General features: G+C 65.4%; 20 protein-coding genes. 11 read left to right on the top strand and 9 right to left on the bottom strand.

From position 1 onward, the window contains the following. Positions 1–75 precede the first annotated feature (75 nt). A complete protein-coding gene (locus tag FIU91_RS01250; protein ID WP_152461108.1) occupies positions 76–1,734 on the top strand; it encodes a DNA polymerase Y family protein in 1,659 nt (552 codons plus the stop codon). 11 nt (positions 1,735–1,745) lie between these two features. On the opposite strand, the gene FIU91_RS01245 is transcribed toward FIU91_RS01250, so the two are convergent. From FIU91_RS01245 to FIU91_RS01235, 3 genes are read right to left on the bottom strand one after another with little or no spacing between them, the layout of a single operon-like run. After that, positions 1,746–2,873, bottom strand: a complete 1,128-nt coding sequence (locus FIU91_RS01245) for a CaiB/BaiF CoA-transferase family protein (protein WP_152461107.1) — start codon at positions 2,871–2,873, stop codon at positions 1,746–1,748. Beyond that, the gene (locus FIU91_RS01240) at positions 2,870–3,598 is read right to left on the bottom strand and encodes a DsbA family protein (RefSeq protein ID WP_152461106.1); all 729 of its coding nucleotides are present in this window, start codon (positions 3,596–3,598) and stop codon (positions 2,870–2,872) included. The genes FIU91_RS01245 and FIU91_RS01240 overlap by 4 nt, the downstream gene beginning before the upstream one ends. Positions 3,599–3,625: 27 nt before the next feature. Further along, positions 3,626–4,138 carry a DUF721 domain-containing protein gene (locus FIU91_RS01235; protein ID WP_093012258.1) on the bottom strand — a complete coding sequence of 171 codons (513 nt, stop codon included), beginning with the start codon at positions 4,136–4,138 and terminating at the stop codon, positions 3,626–3,628. 90 nt (positions 4,139–4,228) lie between these two features. Here FIU91_RS01235 and mutY point away from each other — a divergent pair, with 90 nt between their 5' ends. Next, positions 4,229–5,287, top strand: coding sequence for an A/G-specific adenine glycosylase (gene mutY, locus FIU91_RS01230; protein WP_152461105.1), 1,059 nt, complete (start codon positions 4,229–4,231; stop codon positions 5,285–5,287). Between the two features lie 71 nt (positions 5,288–5,358). Beyond that, positions 5,359–6,522: an alkane 1-monooxygenase gene (locus FIU91_RS01225; RefSeq protein ID WP_152461104.1), complete on the top strand. Its 1,164-nt coding sequence runs from the start codon at positions 5,359–5,361 to the stop codon at positions 6,520–6,522. A gap of 96 nt (positions 6,523–6,618) precedes the next feature. Here the strand turns inward: FIU91_RS01225 and FIU91_RS01220 are convergent, their stop codons facing one another. The 5 genes from FIU91_RS01220 to FIU91_RS01200 form a co-directional block, all read right to left on the bottom strand. Beyond that, positions 6,619–7,182 carry a F0F1 ATP synthase subunit B gene (locus tag FIU91_RS01220; RefSeq protein WP_093012379.1) on the bottom strand — a complete coding sequence of 188 codons (564 nt, stop codon included), beginning with the start codon at positions 7,180–7,182 and terminating at the stop codon, positions 6,619–6,621. Positions 7,183–7,187: 5 nt separating this feature from the next. Continuing rightward, positions 7,188–7,736, bottom strand: a complete 549-nt coding sequence (locus FIU91_RS01215; RefSeq protein ID WP_093012248.1) for a F0F1 ATP synthase subunit B' — start codon at positions 7,734–7,736, stop codon at positions 7,188–7,190. A gap of 91 nt (positions 7,737–7,827) precedes the next feature. After that, positions 7,828–8,064 (bottom strand): F0F1 ATP synthase subunit C, encoded by a 237-nt coding sequence (locus FIU91_RS01210; RefSeq protein WP_093012245.1) that lies wholly within the window; start codon positions 8,062–8,064, stop codon positions 7,828–7,830. Between the two features lie 64 nt (positions 8,065–8,128). Further along, positions 8,129–8,887: a F0F1 ATP synthase subunit A gene (locus FIU91_RS01205; protein WP_152461103.1), complete on the bottom strand. Its 759-nt coding sequence runs from the start codon at positions 8,885–8,887 to the stop codon at positions 8,129–8,131. Then, positions 8,877–9,221: an AtpZ/AtpI family protein gene (locus FIU91_RS01200; protein ID WP_093012239.1), complete on the bottom strand. Its 345-nt coding sequence runs from the start codon at positions 9,219–9,221 to the stop codon at positions 8,877–8,879. The genes FIU91_RS01205 and FIU91_RS01200 overlap by 11 nt, the downstream gene beginning before the upstream one ends. A 255-nt stretch (positions 9,222–9,476) precedes the next feature. Here FIU91_RS01200 and FIU91_RS01195 point away from each other — a divergent pair, with 255 nt between their 5' ends. After that, on the top strand, positions 9,477–9,821 hold the full coding sequence (locus FIU91_RS01195; protein ID WP_093012236.1) for a metalloregulator ArsR/SmtB family transcription factor: 345 nt from the start codon (positions 9,477–9,479) through the stop codon (positions 9,819–9,821). Between the two features lie 6 nt (positions 9,822–9,827). On the opposite strand, the gene FIU91_RS01190 is transcribed toward FIU91_RS01195, so the two are convergent. Next, positions 9,828–10,709, bottom strand: a complete 882-nt coding sequence (locus FIU91_RS01190; RefSeq protein WP_093012233.1) for a LysR family transcriptional regulator — start codon at positions 10,707–10,709, stop codon at positions 9,828–9,830. Between the two features lie 329 nt (positions 10,710–11,038). On the opposite strand from FIU91_RS01190, the gene ffh reads away from it, so the two are divergent. The 7 genes from ffh to FIU91_RS01155 are packed head-to-tail and all read left to right on the top strand — an operon-like array spanning position 11,039 to position 15,544. Continuing rightward, positions 11,039–12,544: a signal recognition particle protein gene (ffh, locus tag FIU91_RS01185; protein ID WP_152461102.1), complete on the top strand. Its 1,506-nt coding sequence runs from the start codon at positions 11,039–11,041 to the stop codon at positions 12,542–12,544. Further along, complete coding sequence (locus FIU91_RS01180) at positions 12,545–13,081, top strand: GNAT family N-acetyltransferase (RefSeq protein ID WP_152461101.1); 537 nt, start codon at positions 12,545–12,547, stop codon at positions 13,079–13,081. It abuts the gene before it with no gap. Further along, entirely contained in the window at positions 13,078–13,608 is a 531-nt protein-coding gene (locus FIU91_RS01175) for a GNAT family N-acetyltransferase (RefSeq protein ID WP_152461100.1), read from the top strand. Before FIU91_RS01180 ends, FIU91_RS01175 begins: the two co-directional genes overlap by 4 nt. Continuing rightward, a complete protein-coding gene (locus tag FIU91_RS01170) occupies positions 13,605–14,120 on the top strand; it encodes a GNAT family N-acetyltransferase (protein WP_152461099.1) in 516 nt (171 codons plus the stop codon). Before FIU91_RS01175 ends, FIU91_RS01170 begins: the two co-directional genes overlap by 4 nt. Next, entirely contained in the window at positions 14,117–14,647 is a 531-nt protein-coding gene (locus FIU91_RS01165) for a GNAT family N-acetyltransferase (protein ID WP_093012219.1), read from the top strand. The genes FIU91_RS01170 and FIU91_RS01165 overlap by 4 nt, the downstream gene beginning before the upstream one ends. Next, positions 14,644–15,243 (top strand): GNAT family N-acetyltransferase, encoded by a 600-nt coding sequence (locus FIU91_RS19595; RefSeq protein WP_152461098.1) that lies wholly within the window; start codon positions 14,644–14,646, stop codon positions 15,241–15,243. The genes FIU91_RS01165 and FIU91_RS19595 overlap by 4 nt, the downstream gene beginning before the upstream one ends. Continuing rightward, a complete protein-coding gene (locus tag FIU91_RS01155; protein ID WP_254702012.1) occupies positions 15,236–15,544 on the top strand; it encodes a chorismate mutase in 309 nt (102 codons plus the stop codon). The genes FIU91_RS19595 and FIU91_RS01155 overlap by 8 nt, the downstream gene beginning before the upstream one ends. Positions 15,545–15,584 lie beyond the last annotated feature (40 nt).

Below are 15,584 nucleotides of genomic sequence, written 5' to 3'. Positions count from 1 at the left end.
GCGCGGCAGCTCCGGACTCGACCCCGGAGGCGACTCGGGCTAGATGGAACATATCAGGAACATTCATGCTGCCCGATGCCCAACCGACGCATTCTTTCCCTCTGGTTTCCCCGGCTGGGCGCCGAACGGCTGATCCGGCGTGACCCGGCTTTGGCCGAGGTGCCCTTTGCCACCGTTACCGAAACCGGCAATGCCCAGAGCCTCGCGGCGCTGTCGGTGGCGGCCTCGCGCGCAGGGCTATATCCCGGTCAGCCCTTGCGGGATGCCCATGCCGCCTGCGCCGACCTTCTGACGCGCATCGCGAACCCGCACCGGGAAGCGGCGTTTCTCGGCAGTCTGCACCGCTGGGCGGGCAAGTTCTCGCCCTGGGTCGCGCGGGAAGCGCCGGATGCGCTGGTCATCGACCTGACCGGCTGCGCGCATCTTTTCGGTGGCGAGGTGGGGCTTCTGGCGCAGGTCGAACAGGATTGCGCCGATCTGGGGCTGAGCGTGCGCGCGGGGATCGCCGACACGCTTGGCGCGGCTTGGGCGCTGGCCCGGCATGGCGGTGCGCGGGCCGGATCGCACCGGAGCGGCGATGCGGTCGACCAGGAAGCGCGCGCCACCCGCTCACGCGCCGGCAAGCGGCGGCATTGGGAACGGGGCGGCGCTGCACCCGCGCTCTTGGCACCACCGGGACCGGACGTCACCCGCATTGCCGCGCCCGGCAAGACCTATGGCGCGCTCGCGCCCTTGCCCGTCGCGGCGCTCCGGCTCGATGCCGAGACCGTCGAGGCGCTCTCGCGCCTGGGGCTGCGGCGAATCGAGTATCTCGCGGGCCAGCCCCGCGCCGCTCTGGCCCGTCGTTTCGGCACCGGGCTCGTTGCGCGTCTCGACCAGGCGATGGGAGCGGCGCCGGAGCCCGTCGCTCCTGCCGCGCCGCCCGAGCATTTCTCGATCCGGCTCACCCTGCCCGACCCGATCGGGCTCGAGGCGGACCTGATGGCCGGGCTCGACCGGATGCTGCCGCCGCTCTGCGACAAGCTCCGGCGGCGGGGGCGAGGCGCACGGCGGGTGCGGCTCGAGGCCTACCGCGCGGATCAGAGCATGGAATGGGCGCTTGTCAGCCTGGCACGGGCGACGCGAGATCCCGACCGGCTGCGCCCGCTTCTGGCGATGAAGGTGGCCGAGATCGACGCGGGCTTCGGCATCGACATGCTGCGCCTCGACGTGGTCGGTCACGAACCCGTCCACGCCGCCCAGCCTGCCGGGCATCTCGAGGCAGGCCGCGCGGTGAGCGAGCGGATGCGGGCCGATACCGCGCTCGAAGATCTGATCGGACGCCTCGGCGCGCGGCTCGGTCTCGAGGCGATCACGCGCAGGCATCCCGCCTCGAGCCACATTCCAGAGAAAGGCGCGCTGACCCTCGCGGCCGCCTGGTCAGAAGCTGCGACGCCCTGGCCCGACGTGGCGCGCGGGCGCCCCCTCCGGCTCTGGCGGCCCGAGCCGGTGTACGCCCCGGATGCGCCCGATCCGCCACGAACCTTTCGCTGGCGCGGACGCGACATGTCCGCCCGCGCGGCAACGGGCCCCGAACGGATCGCGCCCGAATGGTGGCTCGACGAACCCGACTGGCGTTCGGGCCAGCGCGATTACTGGTGGGTAGAGACGGACCGGGGCGAGCGGCTCTGGCTCTTCTACGCGCATGGCGGCGCGCTGTCCTCAGGCTGGTTCTGCCACGGCACGGCGGGGTGAGGCCCCGCCGATCAGCTCTCCTGTCCGAGCTTCGGCGCCGCGCGATCCAACACCAGCTCCGCATCCGAGAACCGGAAGGGCGCGCGCACGCCCGGCAGGCCTTCGGGCGCGATCTGCATCCCCCGCGCGACGATCTGCGGATCGGCCATCACCTCGGCCATATTGTTGATCGGCCCGGCGGGAACGCCTTCCGCCTCGCAGGCGGCAAGAAGCTCCGCCTTGGTGAAGCGCAGGCTCGCCTCGGTCAGCCGCCGCGTCAGTTCCTCGCGATTGGCGATGCGGTCGGCATTGGTGAGGAAGCTAGGATCTTCCGCCAACTCCGCGACGCCCAGAAGCCCGCAGAGCCTTCGGTACTGCGCGTCGTTCCCCGTCGCGATGATGATATGCCCGTCAGAGACGTCGAAGACCTGATAGGGCGTCAGGTTCGGGTGGTAGTTGCCCGTCCGGCCCGGCGGGGTACCGGTGGCGAGATAGTTCAGCGCCTGGTTCGCCGTTGCCGCCACCGCGCAATCAAGAAGCGCCATGTCAAGATGCTGGCCCCGCCCAGTGCGGTGGCGCTGCTCCACCGCCGAGAGGATTCCGATGACCGAATAAAGCCCGGTGAAAAGGTCGGTGACCGCCACGCCCGCGCGCTGCGGCTGCCCTTCCGGATCGCCGGTGATCGACATCAGACCCGACATGCCCTGGATGATGTAATCGTAGCCTGCACGATGCGCGTAAGGCCCATCCTGTCCGAAGCCGGTGATCGAGCAATAGATGAGCCGCGGATTGAGCGCCGAGAGGCTCTCGTAATCCGCGCCATATTTCGCGAGCCCGCCGACCTTGAAGTTCTCGATCAGGATATCCGCATCGGCCACGAGATCGCGCAACGCCGCCTGCCCCGACGGGTCGCGCAGGTCGATCACGACCGAGCGTTTGCCCCGATTGCAGGAATGGAAATAGGCCGCCGACCGCTCGTCGTCGCGATCGATGAAGGGCGGCCCCCACTGGCGCGTATCATCGCCCGCAGCGGCCTCGACCTTGATGACCTCCGCGCCGAGATCGGCAAGTGTCTGACCGGCCCAGGGGCCGGCCAGGATGCGCGCCAGTTCGACGACCTTCAGGCCCTCGAGCGGCCCACGCGGTGCCGATACGCTCATTCCGCTTCGGCGATCTTCTCATCGAGAAGCGCGGCGAAGTCGTCATAGTTCATGTTCGAATGAAGCTCGCCGTCGATCACGAAGGACGGCGTCGATTCGATCCCGTCCTCGGTCGCGTTCGTGCGGTACCATTCCACGAGGGTCCGCAGCTTGTCGCCATCGGTCAGGCAGCTTTCCAGCTGGTCCCCGTCCAGGCCCGCGACCCGGCCAATCCGGCGCAGCTCATCCGCGACCGCCGCATCGGAGCCTGCGCGAACCCATTCGGATTGCTGCTCGTAGATCATGTCCGTGATGCCGAAGAAACGCTCCTGGTTGCCGCCACACCGTGCCACGAGCGACGCCCACATGCCGTACTTGTCGAAATAGACCTCGCGATAGGTGAATTTCACATCGCCCGTATCGACGTAATTCTCCTTGATGCGGTCGAAGACGTTCTGGTGGAAGGTCGCGCAATGCGGGCAGGTGTAGGACGCGTATTCGATCACCTCGACCGCCGCATCCTCGGCTCCGAGGGTCATCTCCTGAACGCCGCCATCGGCCTGAGCGGCTTCGGTCTCCGTGCCTTCGGCCTCCGCGCTCTCGCCGGCATCTGCATTGTCCTGCGCCTGCGCTGCGCCAGGCAGTTCGAACTCGGCCGTGTCCGGCGCACCGAGTCGCTCGATCGCCCAGAAGCCGCCTGCGCCCAGCACCGCTGCGAGTGCGGTCGCGGAAATTATGCGTGTCATTGTCATCACCTTTTGCCTGCCGGATCTTCAGTCCGAATGTCTGTTTCGGGATAGAACGTTGGTTGCCAGCGTTTCAAGCGCAACCCTGAGCCCGTCATCGCCGACATCCTCGGCGGTTCGCCGCGCTGCCTGCCGCACCTCGGGAGTTGGCTCCGCGGGTGCGGCCTTCGGTGCGGGTGTGAAGGCCACCTGCCCTTCGGCGAACCCTGTCGGCGCGGTCTGCGTCACGCGGATCTTCTGGATCGCGTTATAGCCGTAGACCTGATTCACGCGGGCGCGGATCCGCTCTTTCTGCATCTCGAGTTGCGGCGCGTTCGCACCGGTCGTCAGCAGAACCAGCGTCGCCCCCATGCCGCCCCGCGAATAGCTGACCTCGACGGGTCGGGCGATGCGGGCGGTATCGGGGCCTGCGATCTCCTCCCAATGGGTCAGGAGGCGCGATTGCGCGAAGCCGCGCGTCTCGGATGCCTTGCGGATCCGGCTCTTGAGGAGGCTCGCGGTTTGTTGAAAGCCGCGCGTGCTGCCCTGATGTCGCGCCATGGTTGGACTCTCCTTCTAGCGCATATACTAGTCAGCCGCAGCGCGAGCACCACCCCGCGCGACAGCCCCGCGATCAGAGGAGTGTGATCCGTGCGTGAGACCGCCGACCCCGACGCGCTGCTCTCCTGGTATGACCGCCATGCCCGGCAGATGCCGTGGCGTGTCGGTCCGAAAGCACGGGCGGACGGTGTGCGGCCTGATCCCTATCGCGTCTGGCTGTCAGAGGTGATGCTGCAGCAGACCACGGTCGCGGCGGTGAAATCCTACTTCCTCGCCTTCACCGAGCGCTGGCCGCGCGTGACCGACCTTGCCGCGGCAGAGGATGCAGAGGTCATGGCGGCGTGGGCGGGGCTTGGCTACTACGCACGGGCGCGGAACCTTCTCAAATGCGCGCGGGCGGTGGCGGAAGAGCACGGCGGCGTCTTTCCCGATACCCATGCCGGGCTGATGGCGCTGCCGGGGATCGGGCCCTACACGGCCTCCGCCGTCGCCGCGATCGCCTTCGACCGCCCCGAAACGGTCGTGGACGGCAATGTCGAGCGCGTGATGGCGCGGCTTCATGACGAACACATGCCGCTGCCGCAATCGAAGAAGATCCTGACCGAACATGCCGAGGCGCTGACACCGACCGACCGGCCGGGCGATTACGCGCAGGCGGTGATGGATCTTGGCGCGACGATCTGCACGCCGCGCAATCCGGCCTGCGGGCTTTGCCCCTGGCGGCCCGCCTGCGCGGCATGGGCGGCGGGCACGCAAGCCGAGCTGCCGAAAAAGGCGCCGAAAAAGCGCAAGCCCATACGCCAGGGAACTGCGTACCTTGTCCGCCGGGTTGATGGGGCGTGGCTTCTGGAGACCCGGCCCGAAACCGGACTTCTCGGCGGAATGCTGGGCTGGCCTGGCACCGATTGGGTCGACACGAGCGAGCCGGCCCCGGCCGAGGCACCGCCGATCCGCGCCGAATGGAAGACGCTGCCCGAGGAAGCGCGGCACACCTTCACTCATTTCCACCTGCGCCTGACGCTCAAGACCGCGCTCGTGCCGATGGATCGCGCGCCGGAACGCGGCGCATTCGTTGCGGCCGAAGAGTTCCGTCCGGCCGATTTGCCGACGCTCATGCGAAAGGCTTTCGATCTCGCCCGCCCGCGCTGATCTGACCTCTTGCGAGACAGGGCGGGGCGCGTATCCTGCCGGGCAAAATCGAGCAAGGTCAAAGGTCTCAAATGGCTGACGGTTCTCTGTCGCAACGTCCGTTCCTTTCGCCAGACAAGGTCTCGCGCCTCTCGGCGGCCCTGCCCTTCTGGATGTCACTTGCGCTCATTCCGGTGCTGTGGCTCGGCGTCATGCTGGGCGGCTGGTGGATCGCACTGACCCCGCTGATGACGTGGTATTTGTTCTCCGCGCTCGATGCAGCGCTCGGCGTGAATATCGACAATGCGGATCCCGAGACGGAAGAAAACCAGCTGTTCTGGTATCGCCTCGTCACGCTGGTCTGGCTGCCCGTCCAGCTTGCGACCTTGGTGGCGCTGCTCGCCTATGTGCCCGATGCGAGCCATCTCGGCACCGCAGAGAAGATCTGGATCTTCTTCGGCATGGGCGTCGTGTCGGGCACGATCGGGATCAACTACTCGCATGAGCTGATGCATCAGAAGAACAAGTGGGAGCGCCTCTTGGGCGACATCCTCCTGGCATCGGTGCTCTACTCGCATTTCCGATCCGAGCATCTGCACGTCCATCACCGCTACGTGGGTACGCCCCGCGATCCGGTGACTGCGCGTTACAACGAGGGGTTTCACCGTTTCTATCCGCGCGTTCTCTGGCAATCGCTCACATCGGCCTTCGAGGCCGAGCGCGCGATGCTCGCACGGAAGGGCCTACCCTGGACACACCACCGCAATCCCTTCTGGCAGTATTGGGGGCTGCAGGCAGGGTTCCTTCTTCTCGCTGTCGGTCTCGGGGGATGGACCGGTCTTGGCCTCTTCCTGCTGCAGGCCGGCGTGGCGATCTGGCAGCTCGAGCTTGTGAATTACGTGGAGCATTACGGGCTCACGCGTGAACACCTGGGCGACGGCAAATACGAGCATGTGAAGCCGCGCCATTCCTGGAATGCAGCACAGAAGGCGTCGAACTGGCTGCTCATCAACCTGCAACGCCATTCGGACCACCATTACAAACCCGACCGCCGCTTCCCGCTTCTTCAGAATTACGACGAGGACGAGGCCCCGCAGCTGCCCTACGGCTATCCGGTAATGACGATGGCGGCGATGGTGCCGCCGGTCTGGCGACGCGTGATGAACCCCCGCGTCCGTGCTTGGCGCAAACAGTTCTATCCCCATGTCGAAGACTGGTCGGCCTATAACAAGCACGCAACGCCGATGCCGCGTTGAAGGATTTGCGTTTCTCCGCAAGCTCACCGCCTGACACAAACAAAAAGACCCGGAGCAGACGCTCCGGGTCTTTCTAGTTGGTTGCCTTCAAATGCCTCAGTGTAGCTTCGCACCGACCGTGTCGATGGACTGATCGACGAGCTTGGCCTTGTCCTTCGCGCCAAGTTCTTTCGCCACCACTTCCCGTGCAGCGGCAGTGGCCACGACGATGGCGCGGTCGCGGACTTCCTTGACGGCCTGGCTTTCCGCCGAGGCGATCTGGTCTTCAGCAGCAGCGATGCGGCGCTCGATGGAGCGTTGCAGGTCTTCTTTCGCTTGTTCCGCATTGGCCTTCGCGTCTTCGCGCGCCTTTGCGACGATGCGATCGGCCTGTTCCTGCACTTCGCGCTGCTTGCGCTCGTAGCTGGCCAGAAGGCTCTGCGCTTCCTCGCGGATACCGCGGGCTTCGTCGAGCTCGGACTGGATGCCGGAAGCCCGGTCGTCGAGCATTTTGCCCAACATGCCCGGCACTTTGAAGTAGACGAGCACGCCAAGGAACACGAGGAATGCCAGAAGCACCACGAAGTCTGTGTTCGACAGCGAGAAGAACACGTCACCCGCCGCGAAGGAGGGAGTCGCGATCACGCTGGCGGTTGCGGTGAGTGTCAGCAGTTTCTTCATCGCGCTCACCCCTTGATCCGGTCGTCGACAGCCTTGTCGATTTCGCCCTGGTTCGCCGAGACGCCCAGCGCAGCCACGAGAGCGGCGGCGGTGTCCTTGGCGACGGCTTCGACATTCGACAGTGCCGACGCGCGGATCTCTTCGATCTGCTTCGTCGATTCAGCCGTCTTGGCGGCGATCTCGGCGTCGGCCTTGGCTTGCGCCTCAGCGACCTGTCCTTTGATCTCCTCGCGGGTCTGATCCGCGATCTTCTGCGCCTCGGCGCGTGCGTCGGCGAGAGCCTTCTCATAGGCCTCTTCCGCCTCGGCTGCCTGTTTCTTCAGGTCTTCCGCCTTGGCGAGGTCGTTGGTGATCGTCCCCTGACGCTCAGCGAGGACAGCCGCGATGCGCGGCAGCGCGATGCGCGACAGGATGAAATAGATCACGACAAGCGTGACGATCAGCCAGAAAATCTGATTGCCGAAGGTCGAGAAATCGAGCTGCGGCATGCCCGGCGCGGTCTCGGGGCTGGTTGCAAGCCCTTCGCCGGCTGCGGCAGTTGTTTCGGTCGCCATTGCGCCCTCCGTCAGGCTTCTCAATCAATCAGCGGGCGGGCCGGAAAGGGTCCGGTCCCGCCCGTCGCGTAAGGATTGTTAGGCCCGTGTCTTAGACGGCGAACATCAGCAGCAGAGCGACGAGGAACGAGAAGATGCCCAGCGCTTCTGCGAATGCGATGCCGATGAAGAGGGTCGCGGTCTGCGACGCTGCGGCGGAGGGGTTGCGCAGAGCGCCGGCAAGGTAGTTGCCAGCGACGTTGCCCACACCGATGGCCGAGCCGCCCATGCCCATGCATGCGAGACCGGCACCGATGAATGCACCCATTTGAACGATATCGCCTTCCATGATCTTTCTCCTTACGATGGAATTGCGTGAATTAGCGCCGGACGGGTCAAGCCCCGCCGCAGCATCAGTGATGCGGATGAAGCGCGTCCTTGAGGTAGACGCAGGTCAGGATCGTGAAGACATACGCCTGAATGAAGGACACCAGCACTTCGAGGCCATACATCGCCGTGATGGCCAAGATCGACAGCGGCGAAATCGCCGCGATGGCCGCGAAGCCCGCGAAGACTTTGATCACCGCGTGACCGGCCATCATGTTGCCGGCAAGACGGATGGAGTGGCTGACGGGGCGGACGAAATACGAGATGATCTCGATGATCGCGAGAACCGGCCGCAGCGCCAATGGGGCCGAGCTTACCCAGAACAGCGACAGGAACGACGCGCCGTTGATGACGAAGCCAAGGACCGTCACCGTGAGGAACACCGCCATCGCGAGCACTGCGGTTACGGCGATATGCGAGGTGGTGGTGAAGGCCATCGGGATGAGCCCGAGGAAGTTCGCCAGCACGATGAACATGAACAGCGTCATGATGTAGGGGAAGTACTTCACGCCTTCCTTGCCGGTCACGTCCTCGACCATCTTGTAGATGAAGCCGTAGGCGAGCTCCGCGATCGACTGGGCGCGCGAGGGCACGATGGCGCGGCGGCTCGTGCCGACAACCAGAAGGCCGATCACCGACAGAACGGTGATCGCCATCCACAGCGTTACGTTGGTGATCGTGAACATGTTCACCGCGCCGTCCCCGAACAGCGGGGAGACGATGAACTGATCCATCGGGTGGAAGACCAGGCCGCCTTCTTCTGCACCATTGGCTTCAGTCGCCATGCTCGTCCCTCTCGTTCTCTTCGGCCGCTTCGGCCAGACGTTGGTCCTGGATCTCGCGCGCCGAGCGGATCATCACGTTCACGCCCGCCGCGAAACCCAGCAATGTGAAGAGCACCAGAAACAAGGGGCGCGTCCCGAGCGCCGCGTCGATCCCGTATCCGATGCCGAAGCCGATCCCGAGTCCCGCGACCAGCTCGATAACCATGCGCCAGGCGAGATGAGCCTGGCTGTAATGCTCCTCCTGGTGGCGCTTGGGCGGCTCTTTGGCCGCTTTCATCGCCGCGATCTTGGCGTCGAGCGCCGCCATCCGCCGCTGTCTGTCGTGGTCTTCCACGTCTGCGAGCCCCGTTCGGAGTTTGGCAAGGTGCTATGCGCCGCCCGGCTCCGAGTCAAGCGGCAGGCCGCCGCAGGCTTGGCGCGCGTAAGTAATTGATTTCATTATACTCCATGAGAGCTCGGCGCTGTGGCTCAGGACCTTCAAGCGCCTTCGAGCGTGCAATGCGGCCCGAAAGCCATATTCAACCGGCAAGTTGACTATGGCGCGGCAGCCGCTTGACCGGGCCTGCGTTTCGCGCCCATGTGCCGGGTCATGGCGCATGATCTCGACCTCGTCTTCGCGGCACTCGCCGATCCGACCCGACGCCGCATCCTTGCGATGCTGCTCGAAGACGACATGGCCGTGACCGATGTCGCCGAGCCGTTCGAGATGTCGCTGGCCGCGATCTCCAAGCACCTGGCGATCCTCGCGGGCGCCGGTCTTATCACGCAGGAGAAGCGCGGGCGGGTGAAATGGTGCCAGCTCGAACCCGGCGCATTGCGAGAGGCAGCGATCTGGATGCAGAGCTTCGGTCAGATCGAGCCAATCAACCTCGACGCTTTCGAGCGGTTTCTCGAAACCGAACTCATCCGCGAAGACGCCAGCCTGGGCGAATGAGCTGCCTCAGGCGAGGCCGCGCTCGGCGACGTAAGCCTTGAGGTGCTTCAGGAAGGCTTGGACCTTCGCGGTGCGGTGCAGGTCCACATGGGTGACGAGCCAGGTATCCGAAACCCAATCCTCGAGCGAGGGCATGATCTCCACGAGGTTCTCATCCACCTCGGCGACCCGCTCGGCGACGAAACCGATGCCGACGCCATCCATCACCGCGCGCTCGATCACGCGGCTATCGCCAGCGCGGAACACGACCCGCTCGCGCGGGATGTTCTCTTTCATCCACCGGAAAAAGGGAGCGCGGTTGTCGATATTGTCCGGGCCGACGAAACGGTGCTCGAGCAGCTCTTCGGACGTCGTGGGCCGCCCGTGCGTCTCGACATAGGATTGCGAGGCATAAAGCGCGACATACGCCTTCATGAACGATTGCACGACATTGTCCGGCTCGTCGGGCTTCGGCCCGGCGCGCAATGCGACATGCGCTTCGCCGTATTCGAGCCGGAAGACCCGATCATCGGTCAGGTAGCGCACCGTCACTTCGGGATGGGCGGTCTGGAAGGACGCGATGGCCGGCACGAGAAGCGGTGAGAAATTGATGAGCGAAGTCACCACGAGTTCGCCCGACACTTCGGAGCCCTGCCCCTTGATCCGGCTCGAGAGCTGCTGGAATTGCTCATCGGTCGATTGTGCGACGCGCAACAGATCCTGACCGGCCTCGGTCGGCGTGTACCCGCGCGCGTGCCGTTGGAACAGCTTCACGCCAAGCCGGCCTTCGAGCGCGTCGATATGCCGGATCACCGTCGCATGGTGCACGCCGAGCGCATCCGCCGCGCCCGACACCGTCCCCATGCGCGCAACCTGAAAGGCCGTGCGGACCTCGTCCCAGTTTTCCATTGGCGCGGGCTCCGTGTTTTGTGCGTGGTTTCACAGTTTTCGCGGAAAGTTCGTCATAAGGTGCAATTTTGCAAGGCGCATTCGCGTGAGCCCGTCGCCTCGGACCCCGCCCCGCTTGACTCGTGAGGCCCGCGCGCGTAAGCGCCACGACAACTTCCGGAAGTGCCATAGCTTCCGGTCCCATGGGCTCGGCCCGGGATCGCCCTCCGTCAGCGCGTTGCGCCCACGGGGGCGCTACTGGTTTGAGCCTCGAAGCGGTTTGCGTGCGCGCGCCTCTGCCCCCAAGTTCGGGGACAGAGGATCAACGGAAGACAAGGGGGCATCTGCCCATGTTCGAGAACCTGTCAGATCGCCTGGGCGGCGTCTTCGACCGGCTGACAAAGCAGGGCGCGCTCAGCGAGGAGGACGTCAAGACGGCGCTGCGCGAGGTGCGCGTGGCGCTTCTGGAAGCCGACGTCTCGTTGCCGGTGGCGCGCAACTTCATCAAGTCGGTAGAGAAGAAGGCCACCGGCGCGGCAGTGACGAAATCGGTGACACCCGGCCAGCAGGTCGTCAAGATCGTCCACGACGAGCTGATCCAGGTGCTCGCGGGGGACAGCGAGGAGTCCGGAGAGCTGCGTATCGGCACGCCGCCCGCGCCGATCCTGATGGTCGGCCTGCAGGGCGGCGGCAAGACAACCACCACCGCGAAGCTTGCCAAGCGCCTCTCCGAGCGCGATCGCAAGAGAGTCTTGATGGCGTCGCTCGACGTCCAGCGCCCCGCGGCGATGGAACAGCTTGAAGTGCTGGGCAAGCAGATCGGGGTCGACACGCTGCCCATCGTCAAGGGCGAGGATCCCGTCGCCATCGCCAAGCGCGCCAAGACTCAGGCAAGCCTCGGCGGCTATGACGTCTATATGCTCGACACCGCCGGCCGCCTGTCGATCGACGAAGAGCTGATGTCGCAGGTCGAGGCGGTCCGCGACGTGGTCAACCCGCGCGAGACGCTGCTGGTCGTGGACGGCCTGACCGGCCAGGATGCCGTCAACACCGCCGAGAATTTCGACGAACGCATCGGCATCTCGGGCGTGGTGCTGACGCGGATGGACGGCGACGGACGTGGCGGTGCGGCGCTTTCGATGCGCGCCGTGACCGGCAAACCGATCAAGTTCGTCGGCCTTGGCGAGAAGATGGACGCGCTCGAAACCTTCGAGCCCGAGCGCGTCGCGGGCCGCATCCTCGGCATGGGCGATATCGTCGCGCTCGTCGAGAAGGCGCAGCAAACGCTCGAGGCCGAGCAGGCCGAGCGCATGATGAAGCGCTTTCAAAAGGGTCAGTTCAACATGAACGACCTCAAGATGCAGCTCGAACAGATGCAGAAGATGGGCGGCATGGGCGCGATGCTCCAGATGATGCCGGGTGCCGCGAAGATGGCCAAGCAGCTCGACGAGAGCGGCATGGACGATTCGATCCTGCGCCAGCAGATCGCGCTCATCAACTCCATGACAAAGAAGGAACGCGCCAATCCCGCGCTCCTCCAGGCGTCCCGGAAAAAGCGCATCGCGGCAGGGTCGGGCCTCGAAGTCTCTGACCTCAACAAGCTTCTGAAGATGCAGCGCCAGATGGGCGACATGATGAAGAAGATGGGCAAGATGGGCAAAGGCGGCATGCTCAAACAAGCCATGTCCGGCATGTTCGGCAAGGGCGGCGGCATGCCCGAGGGCATGGACCCGTCCAAGATGGATCCCAAGCAGCTCGAAGCGGCCGCGAAGGCGATGGGCGGCAAGGGCGGCTTTCCCGGTATGGGCGGCAGCAGTCTGCCACCGGGTATGTCGGGCTTCGGCAAGAAGAAGTAAGTGACGGCGGCCCCGGTCATATCCACGGCGCGCCTGCGCCTGCGCGGCCACACCCTGGCCGACCTAGAGCAGCTCTGCGATCTGTTCGGGACGGACCGGGCTGTGCATATGGGCGGCCCCGTGCCGCGCGTTGCGGCCTGGCGCTGGCTCGCGTCCGAAGTCGCGATATGGGAGCTGATGGGCCACGGTGCCTGGGGCATCGAGACCCAGGATGGCGACTTCGTCGGGCAGGTCGGAATTCTGAAGCCGCCGCATTTCCCGGAAGTCGAGCTGGGCTGGACCGTCCTCGCCGAGGCAGAGGGCAAGGGCTACGCATTCGAGGCCGCGCTGGCTGCGAGCCTCTGGGCGTGGGATCAGGGCTTCGAGACCCTCGTCTCTTATATCGATCCGGCGAATGCCCGCTCCATCTCGCTCGCGAAACGCCTCGGCGCGACCCATGACGCAGACGCTGCCTTGCCGGATGGCGAGACACCCGAAGACACCATCGTCTACCGGCACCTTCCAGACACCGATGGCGGTGCGGAGGCTTACGCATGAGCCTAACCACGGCACCCCGCCTCGAGACCGAGCGCCTGATCCTGCGCGGCCCGGAGAAATCCGACGCCGAGGCGGTCATGGCCTTCCTTATGGACCCCGCACGCAGCGCTGGATTCGGCCACATCGCCAAGCGCGGCGAGGCCTGGCGCTGGTTCGCGATGAATGTCGGCCACTGGCATTGGCACGGCTACGGCTATTTCGTGATCGAGGATCGCGAGACAGCCGCGCCCGCAGGCATTTCCGGCATCTGGTTCCCCGAGACCTGGCCCGAGCCGGAACTCGGCTGGGTGGTTTTCGACGGCTATGAAGGCCGGGGCATGGCCTTCGAGGCAGCATGCCGCGCGCGTCGCTGGGCCTACGACGAGCTCGGTTTCACCACGCTTACGTCGAACATCCTTCCCGACAATGACCGCTCCAAGCGTCTCGCAACGCGGCTCGGCGCGGTCTACGAGCGGACCTACCACAACGAGAACATGGGCGAGGACGAGCTCTGGCGACATCCCGGCCCCGAGGCGGTGGCGGCATGAACGTTCCTGTCATTCATACCGAGCGTGTGACCCTGCGAGAGCCGCGTCTTGAGGATCTGGGCGAAATGGCCGCCTATTTCCGCGATCCGCGCAGCGCGTGGAATGGGGGGCCGCTTGAGCGGCACGATGCGGGCCGCGCGATCTTTACCAATGCCGGCCAATGGCAGCTCAGAGGTCACGGCATCTGGCATGTCACCCTGGCGGGTTCCGACACGTTCATCGGCTTTGCCGGAATCTTTCACCCGGTCGATTGGCCCGAGCCCGAACTCGGCTACGGCATCACGGCGGAGCACGAAGGCAAGGGGCTCGCCTTTGAGGCCGTCGAAACCGCGCGCAAGGCGGCCGCGACCCATCTCGGGCTGACCGAACTGCCGAGCTTTATCGCGCCCGAGAACGAGCGCTCCCAGCGCCTCGCGATCCGTCTCGGTGCGGTGCGCGAGGACGATATCATGCTGCGCGGCAAGCTCGCCCGGGTCTATCGCCACCCCGCCCTGCAAGAGGACGCGGCATGACCGAGCGCGTCTTTCTCCATACCGACCGGCTGGTCCTGCGCCCGCTCCGCGCCGGCGATTTCGAAGCCTATGCGGGCTATTATACCGGGCCGCGCGCGGAGTTCGTCGGCGGGCCGATTTCCCGGGTCGATGCGTTCAACCGCTTCTGCTCGATGATCGGACACTGGCAGATGCGCGGTTTCGGCCGTTTCGCGATCTGCCTGCGCGGCGAGGACGAGGGTTTCGGTCACGCCGGGCTCATGCAAATGGCCGATGGCGCACTGCCCGAGCTGACCTGGACGCTCTGGACGCCCGAGGCCGAAGGACAGGGCTATGCGCGCGAGGCCGGTCTCGCCGTGCGCGATCATGCGTTCCGGGCTCTTGCCCTGCCGGCGCTCTCTGCCATCGTGCACAAAAGCAACGCGCGCTCTGCCAGGATCGCCGAAGCACTCGGCGGCGTGGCCGACGAGACCATTCCGACCCGCTACGCGGATGAACGGGCCTTCCGCTTCGACCGCGCACGTCTCGAGCAGGAGGGCGCGGCATGACCGACATTCCCGTCCTCTCCACCCACCGTCTGGAATTGCGGGCGCCCGAGCCGCAGGATTACCCGGACTTCAAGGCGACCTTCGCCTCGTACCGCTCGCGCTTCATGGGCGGGCCGCTCAATCCGTATGAGACCTGGATGCTCTATGCCGCAGAGATCGGCCATTGGCAGATCCGCGGCTTCGGGATGTGGATGGTCCACCTGCGCGAGACCGGCGAGACCGTGGGCATGGCCGGGGGCTGGCAGCCCGCGAAATGGCCAGAGCGCGAGATCGCCTGGATCATCTGGTCGGACCGCGCGGGCCGCGGTTACGCGCTCGAGGCAACGGCACGCGTGCGCCGGCATCTCTACGAGGATCGCGGCTGGGATGGCGCGGTGTCCTACCTCGACCCCAAGGATCTCGATTCCATCCGCCTCTGCGAGCGGCTCGGCGCGAAGAAGGACCATTCGGCCTCCAGCGTCGACGGACATGATGTCTGCTACCGCCATCCCGAACCGGCGGCCCTCAAAGGCTCGCAGCTCGCCCACGGGATCGAGATGGAGATCCAGAACTACATCGACCCTCTCTTCAAACCGAAAGGCTGGGCCATTGACTGACACATCCGCCACAGACGCGGCCCAGGCGGCCGAGCTTCTCAAGCATCACCGCGAGTCGATCGACCGTCTCGACGCGATCCTCGTCTTCACGCTTGCAGAGCGGTTCAAGCACACCCAGTCCGTCGGCGTCCTGAAAGCACGCCACGGCCTGCCCCCCTCCGATCCCGCGCGGGAAGAAAAACAGATCGCGCGGCTCGAAACCTTGGCGCATGACGCGGACCTAGATCCCGAATTCGCCAAGAACTTTCTGAATTTCATCATTCAGGAAGTCATCCAGCACCACCGAAAGCACCAATCCTGAGGCCGGTGCGACCGGCCCGATCAAAGACAGCCCAAAGGAG

This window comes from Roseivivax sp. THAF30 (assembly GCF_009363575.1).
Classification (GTDB): domain Bacteria; phylum Pseudomonadota; class Alphaproteobacteria; order Rhodobacterales; family Rhodobacteraceae; genus Roseivivax; species Roseivivax halotolerans.
Note: the sequence above shows the minus strand (reverse complement) of the source record. Positions and strands in the feature narration are given on the sequence as shown.